The following is an 11,802-nucleotide window of genomic DNA, read 5'->3' as shown; positions in this document are numbered from 1 at the left end:
GCCAGTCTGATCGTGGGCTGGCTGAATAAGAGGAAGTAACGTGCCGTGCGGGTGTCGGCTGCCGTAATGGCAATTTGCGCCCGAACCAGGCCGCAGGGGTGAAACTCTGCGGCCTTTTTCGTGTTTATTGCGGGTATGGCACCCAATCGCCACCGTTCAGGCGAACGTACGGTTTATCCTGATATTGAATCACCACCGCGTTTGAGTTCTCGGATACCGGTGCTGTTTGTGGCAATCCGCTGGTGAGTTTTTTCCAGTCAACATTGTCTTCGGTGAAAATTTTACCGTCGAGAACGCGAACCACCAGATCAGAAATTGCCAGGAAACTGCTTGGTTGGTCGATGACAATCGGTGCCCCCTGGTGTGGTGCCTTCATACCGAAGAATTTCACGCCAACGGGGACGTCAGTGATAGACGGGCTAGGGATATCACGTAAGCCAGATACCTGCATTCTGTCGCCCTTCAGCGCGCCGCCGTGTTCTGGCACCACTACCACCATCACTTTACGACCCGATTTCTCCAGTTCAGTAAAGAATGCGTCCAGTTCATCAAAGAACTTCTGCGCCCGCGCTTTGTAATCCGCTGTTTTGCTGACGCCCGGATAATGGTTGCCATCGTGCAGTGGAAGCGTGTTGTAGAACGTGGCACTACGGCTGTTTTTATCTTTTTCAGTAACGTCCAGCCAGCGGTTAAGTACGGCGGTATCGTCATAAACCGGCGAACCATCAAAGCCCAGCAAAATAACCGGCAGATTCGTTTGATCCATCAATTCTGTCTGCATACCGCCATTTTCGCGCACTTCTTTCAGGAAGCCGCCGAATTGACCGTTATGCCCCATCATCAGATGCTGGGTAAAGCCCAGTTTTGACAAGTTATCGAACAGATAGCAGTCATTATTGGCTGGTTGGTACAGATTGGTGTGCGAAGTTTGTCCACAGCTGGCGCGCAGCAGACGAATCGCCGCCGGGCCGCTGTATGAGGTCGCAGAGTTGAAATTCTTGAACTCAATATCGAAATGCGACCATAACGGATGCGACATTAACCCGGCAGCTTCAATGTCCGACCAGGAGAGTGAACAGATGTTGATGACCAGCAATTCAAATGGCTGTGCATCTGCCGGAAGCGCGGATGGGAAGGTCGATTTACGTTTCGCTTCGGCGTTATAGAAATTATTCAGCCATGCATTAAGATTCGCGGTTGTCGGCGGCGCGGTTTGCGCAGGCATATCACCCACCACCGGCGTACCGCCTGCGGCTGCGACCGTTGCCGCTGCATTACCGCCCGTCGTTGTCACCGTCGTGGTCGGTTGACCGGCAGGCCACAGGGAGAAACTTGGTCCAGCCAGCGTAAGTACGTTCAGCCATACCAGAATAGCGACGACAAATATGGTGATACGAATCCATTGTGACAGGAACAACCACGCCACTAACAATACAAAAATGGCTCCGATCATCTGCCAGTTAATAAAGCGAGTAACGAGGTCGATTAAATAATCGCTACTGAAACCAGCCACTTGCGAACCCTGACTCATGATGCTTTCCGGGCCTGGCAGCCAGGTGTCATGCCAGAACAATGCAAAACCGATTGGCAGGGCTATCCAGTGGCGTAGACGGTGCAGGCTATAGCGCGGAATAGGCATTAGCAGAAACGCGGCAAACACCAGGTTAAGCAGCGGATGGAAGTTAAGATATCCCGCCCATAACAGGCCAAACTTGACCAGAAAATAGAAGTTCCAGCCAGAAAGGCCGCGCCAGTATTGCCAGAGGGAAGAAGGCATAGCGGTGTTTTGGGTAAATTGAGTCATTTTTTGGTTGCCCTGGCTTTTTCCGCACGGCGTAATGTACCGGCCGGTTTTACATAACGAGGTTTAGCAAATAACAAACGCAAAGTGTCACGAATACGCCGTAGAGAATGCCGCGCCAGATAGCCCAGCGGGAAAAATATCAGTGCGCAAACGATAATAATTTCAACGATATCGCTGATGGTCATCATGATGAACGCTCCACAGCATCATCCAATAATCGCAGTGGTTCAGGTATGCGTCGCCAGTTGCGACCATCGTGTTCGGCATTGATGACTGGCGTGGAACCCTGCGTTAAAGGCAGCGGCATCCCCCATTGTTCCGGGGCGAGTAAACGCATTTGCACCAGCTCGGCGCTGATTTGGTCATCTTCAAACCAGACCATGCGGTTAGAGAAAATGTCGCCAGTAGGTAGTGGGAAGATATGATTCAATGCGGTATCCAGATCGTTAATCCGGCAGAAAGAGAGGAACAGCACCAGTCGATTGCCGCCAATCGTCATAATATCGCCGGTACGATTAGGGCGACACAGCGTCAGAGCTTGTTCAACGCGAATGCCAGGCACCGGGCGCAGAGCCACCAGAACGCCTTTGCCGTGAGCGGGTAACAGGGTGTTATTCATCATATTATTGACCGCGTCACAGAATACATCCCAATTCTGGAACCCCCGCAGTTTAATCGGCTGAGTCATCGACAACAGCGTGGTGATATCTTCCGGTACATAGCGGCTGAACTTCTGTCCCTGCACGCTTTCAATCATTGTCAGACAGCGAGAGAGCGGGGCGTTCCATGGAATAACCATATTTGCGCCGCAGGCCAACAGTAAACGTTCGTCGGTGGCGCGCAGGCTGGCAATATTTTCCCGCACGAGGATTTTCAACGCGCTACCACGCTGGCGACGCAATGTATGAATACTGCGGGCCAGCGGTTCAATTTGCCCATTTTGCTGCAAAGAGAACACGACCGTCGCGGCCTGAGAGGTACGTGCTTCATTGAACAGCGTTTCGTTATTGTCGAATAGCTTCCAGTGTTCCGATAGCGGTGGCGCGCCTTCCAGTACGGCAATATTACTGAGAATACGTTTTTCATCGCTGCGTGGTTGGATCTCCGCCTCTTCGCGCTGAACTAACGCCCAGACGCCATTTTGATGCTGGACGGTCAGTTGCTGACGGGCGCTGACGCCTTTTTCGTTACACCAAAAAGCGATATCCAGCAGATGCTGATCGCCCTGAAAACGCAAACTGGCAAGTCCAAAAAGCGAACGATACTCCTCCAGTAACAATGAAAATTGTTTATCGTTATTATTTCCGGGATTAATTACCAGCAGTGAACAATGGTTTAGCCTGCACCATTTATTCATTTTTTCCAGCCATAGGCGAAGGCGCTCGGCAGAAATGTTTTGCCATGCGTTATTTGCGCAAACAAGAATGAACAGGTAATTATTGGGAACAACTGAACATTGTAAATCACGGGGCAAATAGTATAGACCTTTTTCATGATTTAGCATTGAAAATAATTTTATTTTTTCTGGTCCTTGAGAATCATCTAATTTGAAAATTTTCTCGGGATCGCTATCCATGCTAATGACCGCGACTTGCGCGGTTTCAGCTTGAGAAGCCATCGTTTGATTCACCAGGCTAATAGCATCTTCTTGACGATCGACGTTAAACCACCAGACGCCGCCTGCTGGCATATGTCGCAGCTCATCCCACAAGGATGAGATACCGATAGAGAATACGGGGTCCACAGTGTCCCTCAAGTCGCCATTTTGTCTGATTATCAGTTTACTAGCGAAAGCTAAGAAATAAACCTACCATTGAAATTAAAACTTATCAGATTTAGCATGTGAATCAATTTAACAGGCCAGAAACCTTGTGATATCAGCCTTTTCGTTTTTTAGTTTTTCTGTTGCGTAACGGAAAGTCAAAAAATGAGCGGGTTTCTGTGCTGCCGTTAGCAATAAAGCGGCGAAATTGTCTTACTGTGTAATATGTTTATTTCATAGGGATCAACCATAATGAATAACAACGAACCCGATATTCTGCCTGATCCCGCGATAGGCTATATCTTCCAGAATGATATTTTGGCGTTAAAACAGGCTTTTTCACTGCCTGATATTGATTATGCCGATATTTCCCAACGAGAACAGTTGGCTGCGGCATTAAAACGTTGGCCGTTATTGGCTGAGTTTGCGCAAAAAAAGTAGGGGTGTGGTGAATGGCCGTTCTGGGATTGCAGGGGATGCGGGGTGGCGTGGGGACGACAACGATTACCGCCGCGTTAGGCTGGTCATTGCAAATGTTGGGAGAAAATGTCCTGCTGGTGGATGCCTGCCCGGACAATTTGCTGCGCCTGTCATTCAACGTTGATTTTTCTCACCGCCAGGGCTGGGCAAGAGCCATGCTGGATGGCCAGGACTGGCGTGATGCCGGGCTACGCTATACCTCACAGCTCGATCTGCTGCCCTTTGGTCAACTGACTCTCGAAGAACACGAGAATCCCCAGCACTGGCAAACACGGCTGGGCGAGATTTGCACCGGTATTCAGCAACTAAAGACCAGCGGACGTTATCAATGGATTTTGATCGATTTACCACGCGACGCCTCGCAGATAACGCATCAAATCATGAGTCTGTGCGATCACACCCTGGCGATCGTCAACGTGGATGCCAACTGTCATATTCGGCTGCATCAGCAGGCACTGCCCGCTGGCGCGCATATTTTGATTAATGATTTTCGTGTAGGCAGCCAGGTTCAGGACGATATTTACCAGCTATGGTTGCAAAGCCAGCGGCGTTTGTTGCCAATGTTGATTCATCGTGATGAAGCGATGGCTGAATGTCTGGCGGCAAAACAACCGTTGGGCGAATACCGTAGCGATGCGTTGGCGGCAGAAGAAATTCTGACGCTGGCGAACTGGTGTCTGTTGAACTATTCCGGGCTGAAAACGCCAGTCGGGAGCGCATCATGAGTATCCTGACCCGGTGGTTGCTTATCCCGCCGGTTAACGCACGTCTTATCGGGCGTTATCGGGAATATCGTCGTCATGGCGCGTCGCCTTTCAGCGCGACGCTCGGCTGTTTCTGGCTGATCCTTGCCTGGATTTTTATTCCGCTGGAGCACCCACGCTGGCAGCGTATTCGTGCGCAACATAAAATCCTGTTCCCTCATATCAACGCCTCGCGCCCGCGTCCGTTGGATCCTGTGCGCTATGTCATTCAGACCTGCTGGTTGCTGGTCAGTGCTTCGCGCAGAGAAACGCCGAAACCGCGCTGGCGGTCGTTTTCACGCTTGCAGAATATTCGTGGGCGTTATCATCAATGGATGGATGAATTGCCGGCTCGCTTCAGCCATAACACGCAACATCTTGATGAGAAAAAAGAGCTGGGACATCTGAGCGCCGGAGCACGGCGTTTTATTCTTGGCATCATTGTGACATTCTCGCTGATTCTGGCGCTGATTTGCGTCACCCAGCCGTTTAACCCGCTGTCGCAGTTTATCTTCCTGATGTTGCTGTGGGGTGTGGCATTAATGGTACGGCGAATGCCGGGACGCTTCTCTGCACTGATGCTGATTGTGCTGTCGCTGACCGTCTCTTGCCGTTATATCTGGTGGCGCTACACCTCCACGCTGAACTGGGATGATCCGGTCAGTCTGGTGTGCGGCTTAATTCTGTTGTTCGCCGAAACCTACGCATGGATTGTGCTGGTGCTCGGCTACTTCCAGGTCGTATGGCCGCTGAATCGTCAGCCCGTACCGCTGCCGAAGGATATGTCGCTGTGGCCGTCGGTGGATATCTTTGTCCCGACCTACAACGAAGATCTCAGCGTGGTGAAAAATACGATTTACGCCTCGCTGGGTATCGACTGGCCGAAAGACAAGCTGAACATCTGGATCCTCGATGACGGTGGCAGGGAGGAGTTTCGCCAGTTTGCGCAAAACGTTGGGGTGAAATATATCGCCCGTACTACTCATGAACATGCGAAAGCGGGCAATATCAACAATGCGCTGAAATATGCCAAAGGCGAGTTTGTGTCGATTTTCGACTGCGACCACGTGCCAACGCGCTCGTTCCTGCAAATGACCATGGGCTGGTTCCTGAAAGAAAAACAACTGGCGATGATGCAGACGCCGCACCACTTCTTCTCGCCAGACCCGTTTGAACGCAACCTGGGACGTTTTCGTAAAACGCCGAATGAAGGCACGCTGTTCTACGGTCTGGTGCAGGATGGTAACGATATGTGGGATGCCACCTTCTTCTGCGGTTCTTGTGCGGTGATCCGCCGTAAGCCGCTGGATGAGATTGGCGGTATTGCCGTCGAAACGGTAACCGAAGATGCGCACACTTCTTTGCGTTTGCACCGTCGTGGCTACACCTCCGCGTATATGCGCATTCCGCAGGCGGCGGGGTTGGCTACCGAAAGTCTGTCGGCGCATATCGGTCAGCGTATTCGCTGGGCGCGCGGGATGGTGCAAATCTTCCGCCTTGATAACCCGCTCACCGGTAAAGGGCTGAAGTTCGCGCAACGGCTGTGCTACGTCAACGCCATGTTCCATTTCTTGTCGGGCATTCCACGGCTGATCTTCCTGACTGCGCCGCTGGCGTTCCTGCTGCTTCATGCCTATATCATCTACGCACCTGCGTTGATGATCGCCCTGTTTGTGCTGCCGCATATGATCCACGCCAGCCTGACTAACTCGAAGATTCAGGGCAAATATCGCCACTCGTTCTGGAGTGAAATCTACGAAACAGTGCTGGCATGGTATATCGCACCACCGACGCTGGTGGCGCTGATTAACCCGCACAAAGGCAAATTTAACGTCACCGCCAAAGGTGGCCTGGTGGAGGAAGAGTATGTCGATTGGGTGATCTCGCGACCGTACATCTTCCTCGTACTGCTCAACCTGGTTGGTGTCGCTGTTGGCATCTGGCGTTACTTTTACGGTCCGCCAACCGAAATGCTCACCGTCGTCGTCAGTATGGTGTGGGTGTTCTACAACCTGATTATTCTCGGCGGCGCGGTAGCGGTATCGGTTGAAAGTAAACAGGTTCGTCGTTCGCATCGTGTTGAGATGACGATGCCAGCGGCAATTGCCCGTGAAGATGGTCACCTTTTCTCCTGCACCGTTCAGGACTTCTCCGACGGTGGGCTGGGGATCAAAATCCACGGTCAGGCGCAGATCCTGGAAGGGCAGAAAGTGAATCTGCTACTCAAACGCGGTCAACAGGAATACGTCTTCCCGACCCAGGTGGCACGCGTGATGGGTAACGAAGTCGGGCTGCAATTGATGCCGCTCACCACCCAGCAACATATCGATTTTGTGCAGTGTACGTTTGCCCGTGCGGATACATGGGCGCTCTGGCAGGACAGCTACCCGGAAGATAAGCCGCTGGAAAGTCTGCTGGATATTCTGAAGCTCGGCTTCCGTGGCTACCGCCATCTGGCGGAATTTGCACCTTCTTCAGTGAAGGGTATTTTCCGTGCGCTGACTTCTCTGGTTTCCTGGGTTGTTTCGTTCATTCCGCGCCGCCCGGAGCGGAGCGAAACGGTACAACCATCGGATCAGGCTTTGGCTCAACAATGATGATAACGCGATGAAAAGAAAACTATTCTGGATTTGTGCAGTGGCAATGGGGATGAGCGCATTCCCCTCTTTTATGACGCAGGCGACGCCAGCAACGCAACCACTGATCAATGCTGAGCCAGTTGTTCCTGCCCAGACGGAACAAAATCCGCAGGTGGGGCAGGTGATGCCGGGCGTGCAGGGAGCGGATGCGCCAGTCGTTGCGCAGAACGGCTCTTCGCGCGATGTGAAGCTGACCTTTGCGCAAATCGCGCCGCCGCCGGGCAGCATGGTGCTGCGAGGTATCAACCCGAACGGTAGCATTGAGTTTGGTATGCGCAGCGACGAAGTGGTGACGAAGGCGATGCTCAATCTCGAATACACGCCATCGCCGTCATTGCTGCCAGTTCAGTCGCAGTTAAAAGTTTATCTCAATGATGAACTGATGGGCGTGCTGCCAGTGACTAAAGAGCAGTTGGGTAAAAAGACGCTGGCGCAAATGCCGATTAACCCACTGTTTATTAACGACTTCAACCGCGTGCGGCTGGAGTTTGTCGGTCATTATCAGGATGTGTGCGAAAACCCTGCCAGCACAACGCTCTGGCTGGATGTCGGACGCAGTAGCGGACTGGATCTGACGTATCAATCACTGAATGTGAAGAATGACCTGTCGCACTTCCCGATTCCATTCTTTGACCCACGCGATAACCGTGCCAACATCTTGCCGATGGTCTTTGCGGGCGCGCCGGATGTTGCGCTGCAACAGGCTTCCGCCATTGTTGCCTCGTGGTTTGGCTCGCGCTCTGGCTGGCGTGGGCAGAACTTCCCGGTACTCTATAACCAGCTTCCCGATCGCAATGCGATTGTTTTTGCGACTAACGACAAACGCCCGGACTTCCTGCGCGATCATCCGGCGGTAAAAGCCCCGGTGATTGAGATGATCAACCACCCGGAAAATCCTTACATCAAACTGCTGGTGGTGTTTGGTCGTGACGACAAAGACCTGTTGCAGGCAGCGAAAGGTATCGCCCAGGGCAATATTTTGTTCCGTGGCGACAGCGTCGTGGTGAATGAAGTCAAACCGCTGCTGCCGCGTAAGCCATACGACGCGCCGAACTGGGTGCGTACCGATCGTCCTGTCACCTTTGGTGAACTGAAAACTTATGAAGAGCAGTTACAGTCCAGCGGTCTGGAACCGGCAGCGATTAACGTTTCGCTAAATCTGCCGCCAGATCTCTACCTGATGCGTAGTACCGGTATTGATATGGATATTAATTACCGCTACACCATGCCGCCGGTGAAAGACAGCTCGCGGATGGATATCAGCCTGAACAACCAGTTCCTGCAATCATTTAACCTGAGTAGCAAACAGGAGGCGAACCGCCTGCTGCTGCGTATTCCTGTGTTACAAGGTTTGCTGGACGGCAAAACGGATGTCTCTATTCCGGCGTTGAAGTTGGGGGCGACCAACCAGCTGCGCTTCGACTTTGAGTACATGAACCCGATGCCGGGCGGATCGGTTGATAACTGTATTACCTTCCAGCCGGTGCAGAACCATGTGGTGATTGGCGACGACTCCACTATCGACTTCTCGAAGTATTACCACTTCATTCCGATGCCGGATCTGCGCGCGTTTGCCAATGCGGGCTTCCCGTTCAGCCGGATGGCGGATCTGTCACAAACCATCACCGTAATGCCGAAAGCGCCCAACGAAGCACAGATGGAAACCTTACTGAATACCGTTGGCTTTATCGGCGCGCAGACGGGCTTCCCGGCGATTAACCTGACCGTGACCGATGATGGCAGCACCATTCAGGGGAAAGATGCCGACATCATGATCGTCGGCGGAATCCCGGACAAATTAAAAGACGACAAGCAGATTGACATGCTGGTACAGGCCACCGAAAGCTGGGTGAAAACGCCAATGCGCCAGACGCTATTCCCGGGTATTGTGCCGGACGAAAACGACCGTGCGGCAGAAACTCAGTCAACGCTGACCTCTTCTGGCGCGATGGCAGCGGTGATTGGCTTCCAGTCACCGTATAACGACCAGCGCAGCGTGATTGCTCTCCTGGCCGACAGTCCGCGCGGTTACGAAATGCTTAACGATGCGGTGAACGATAGCGGCAAACGCGCCACCATGTTCGGCTCGGTAGCGGTGATCCGTGAATCTGGTGTTAACAGTTTGCGGGTCGGCGACATCTATTACGTTGGTCATCTGCCGTGGTTCGAACGTTTGTGGTATGCACTGGCTAATCACCCGATTCTGTTGGCGGTGCTGGCGGCAATCAGCGTGGTATTGCTGGCCTGGGTACTGTGGCGTCTGTTGCGTATCATCAGCCGTCGTCGTCTTAACCCGGATAATGAGTAATTGATGATGAATGTTTTGCGTAGTGGAATTGTGACGATGCTGCTGCTGGCTACCTTTAGTGTTCAGGCAGCCTGCAGTTGGCCTGCCTGGGAGCAGTTCAAAAAGGATTACATCAGTCAGGAAGGGCGCGTCATCGATCCCAGCGACGCGCGCAAAATTACCACCTCCGAAGGGCAAAGCTACGGCATGTTCTTTGCCCTGGCGGCTAACGACCGTGCGGCTTTCGATAACCTTCTCGACTGGACGCAGAATAATCTTGCCCAGGGCTCATTAAAAGAACATTTGCCCGCCTGGCTATGGGGCAAGAAAGAGAATGCGAAGTGGGAAGTGCTGGACAGCAACTCAGCTTCTGACGGCGATATCTGGATGGCCTGGTCACTGCTGGAGGCCGGTCGATTGTGGAAAGAGCAACGTTATACTGACATCGGCAGCGCGTTGTTAAAACGCATTGCGCAAGAGGAAGTGGTGACTGTGCCGGGGCTGGGTTCCATGCTGTTACCGGGCAAAGTGGGTTTTGCCGAGAATAACACCTGGCGTTTTAACCCGAGTTATCTGCCTCCGACGCTGGCGCAGTATTTCACCCGCTTTGGCGCACCGTGGACCACGTTGCGCGAAACGAATCAACGTTTATTGCTGGAAACCGCCCCGAAGGGCTTTTCGCCAGACTGGGTACGCTATGAGAAAGACAAAGGTTGGCAGTTAAAGCCGGAGAAAACGCTGATCAGCAGTTACGACGCTATTCGCGTCTATATGTGGGTTGGCATGATGCCCGACAGCGATCCGCAAAAAGCGCGGATGCTCAACCGTTTTAAACCGATGGCGACATTCACCGAGAAAAACGGCTATCCGCCGGAGAAAGTCGATGTCGCTACGGGTAAAGCGCAGGGTAAAGGGCCAGTCGGTTTTTCTGCGGCTATGTTGCCATTTCTTCAGGATCGTGATGCCCAGGCCGTACAGCGTCAGCGTATTGCCGATAACTTTCCTGGTAGTGATGCCTATTACAACTATGTGTTGACCCTGTTTGGACAAGGCTGGGATCAACACCGTTTCCGCTTCTCGACAAAAGGTGAGTTATTACCTGACTGGGGCCAGGAATGCGCAAATTCACACTAAATATCCTTACGCTTTCCCTCGGTCTGGCCGTGATGCCGATGGTCGAGGCGGCACCAACCGCCCAGCAACAGTTGCTGGAACAGGTTCGTGTGGGCGAAGCGACCCATCGCGAAGACCTGGTGCAGCAATCGCTGTATCGTCTGGAACTTATTGATCCGAATAACCCGGATGTCGTTGCCGCCCGTTTTCGCTCTCTGTTACGCCAGGGCGATGTTGATGGTGCACAAAAACAGCTCGACCGATTGTCGCAATTAGCGCCGAGTTCAAATGCGTATAAATCATCGCGTACCACAATGCTGCTTTCCACGCCGGATGGTCGCCAGGCACTGCAACAGGCACGATTGCAGGCGACTACCGGTCATGCGGAAGAAGCCGTGGCGGGTTACAACAAACTGTTCAACGGAGCGCCGCCAGCAGGTGACATTGCCGTCGAGTACTGGAGTACGGTAGCGAAAATTCCGGCTCGCCGTAGCGAAGCGATTAATCAGCTAAAACGCATCAATGCGGATACGCCGGGCAATACGGGGTTGCAAAATAATCTGGCGCTATTGCTGTTTAGCAGCGATCGCCGTGACGAAGGTTTTGCCGTACTGGAACAGATGGCGAAATCTAACGCCGGGCGCGAGGGGGCTTCTAAAATCTGGTACGGGCAGATTAAAGACATGCCCGTGAGCGACGCCAGCGTGTCGGCACTGAAAAAATATCTCTCTATTTTTAGCGATGGCGATAGTGTGGCGGCTGCGCAATCGCAACTGGCAGAACAACAAAAGCAACTGGCCGATCCTAATTTCCGCGCCCGTGCGCAAGGTTTAGCGGCGGTGGACTCTGGCATGGCGGGTAAAGCCATTCCCGAACTACAACAGGCGGTGCGGGCGAACCCGAAAGACAGTGAGGCTCTGGGGGCGCTGGGCCAGGCATATTCTCAGAATGGCGATCGCGCTAATGCGGTGGCG

At 52.8% G+C, this 11,802-nt stretch carries 8 protein-coding genes and 1 pseudogene; 6 read left to right on the top strand and 3 right to left on the bottom strand.

Annotation, left to right across the window (positions count from 1 at the left end; translation table 11 throughout):
* Positions 1-124: 124 nt before the first annotated feature.
* The 3 genes from bcsG to bcsE are packed head-to-tail and all read right to left on the bottom strand — an operon-like array spanning position 125 to position 3,560.
* Positions 125-1,804 (bottom strand): cellulose biosynthesis protein BcsG, encoded by a 1,680-nt coding sequence (gene bcsG / locus EQY_RS0120680; RefSeq protein ID WP_000191562.1) that lies wholly within the window; start codon positions 1,802-1,804, stop codon positions 125-127.
* The gene (gene bcsF / locus EQY_RS0120675) at positions 1,801-1,992 is read right to left on the bottom strand and encodes a cellulose biosynthesis protein BcsF (RefSeq protein WP_000988318.1); all 192 of its coding nucleotides are present in this window, start codon (positions 1,990-1,992) and stop codon (positions 1,801-1,803) included. Before bcsF ends, bcsG begins: the two co-directional genes overlap by 4 nt.
* Complete coding sequence (gene bcsE / locus EQY_RS0120670) at positions 1,989-3,560, bottom strand: cellulose biosynthesis c-di-GMP-binding protein BcsE (RefSeq protein WP_001205754.1); 1,572 nt, start codon at positions 3,558-3,560, stop codon at positions 1,989-1,991. Before bcsE ends, bcsF begins: the two co-directional genes overlap by 4 nt.
* Positions 3,561-3,818: 258 nt before the next feature.
* Here bcsE and bcsR point away from each other — a divergent pair, with 258 nt between their 5' ends.
* The 6 genes and pseudogenes from bcsR to EQY_RS0120640 form a co-directional block, all read left to right on the top strand.
* Positions 3,819-4,007, top strand: a complete 189-nt coding sequence (gene bcsR / locus EQY_RS0120665; RefSeq protein WP_001063311.1) for a cellulose biosynthesis protein BcsR — start codon at positions 3,819-3,821, stop codon at positions 4,005-4,007.
* A gap of 11 nt (positions 4,008-4,018) precedes the next feature.
* Positions 4,019-4,771 (top strand): cellulose biosynthesis protein BcsQ, encoded by a 753-nt coding sequence (bcsQ, locus tag EQY_RS0120660; RefSeq protein ID WP_000279496.1) that lies wholly within the window; start codon positions 4,019-4,021, stop codon positions 4,769-4,771.
* Positions 4,768-7,386 (top strand): UDP-forming cellulose synthase catalytic subunit, encoded by a 2,619-nt coding sequence (gene bcsA / locus EQY_RS0120655; protein ID WP_000025928.1) that lies wholly within the window; start codon positions 4,768-4,770, stop codon positions 7,384-7,386. The genes bcsQ and bcsA overlap by 4 nt, the downstream gene beginning before the upstream one ends.
* 10 nt (positions 7,387-7,396) lie before the next feature.
* Positions 7,397-9,736 carry a cellulose biosynthesis cyclic di-GMP-binding regulatory protein BcsB gene (bcsB, locus tag EQY_RS0120650; protein WP_024212684.1) on the top strand — a complete coding sequence of 780 codons (2,340 nt, stop codon included), beginning with the start codon at positions 7,397-7,399 and terminating at the stop codon, positions 9,734-9,736.
* 6 nt (positions 9,737-9,742) lie between these two features.
* Positions 9,743-10,849, top strand: coding sequence for a cellulose synthase complex periplasmic endoglucanase BcsZ (gene bcsZ, locus EQY_RS0120645; protein ID WP_024165122.1), 1,107 nt, complete (start codon positions 9,743-9,745; stop codon positions 10,847-10,849).
* Positions 10,831-11,802 (top strand): annotated as a pseudogene (locus EQY_RS0120640) (tetratricopeptide repeat protein); the annotation flags it as partial. The gene bcsZ and the pseudogene EQY_RS0120640, both read left to right, overlap by 19 nt.

The sequence above is a fragment of the Escherichia sp. TW14182 genome (genome assembly GCF_000208525.1).
Taxonomy (GTDB): domain Bacteria; phylum Pseudomonadota; class Gammaproteobacteria; order Enterobacterales; family Enterobacteriaceae; genus Escherichia; species Escherichia ruysiae.
The sequence above is the reverse complement of the archived record's forward strand: the minus strand, read 5'-3'. Positions and strand labels throughout refer to the sequence as shown.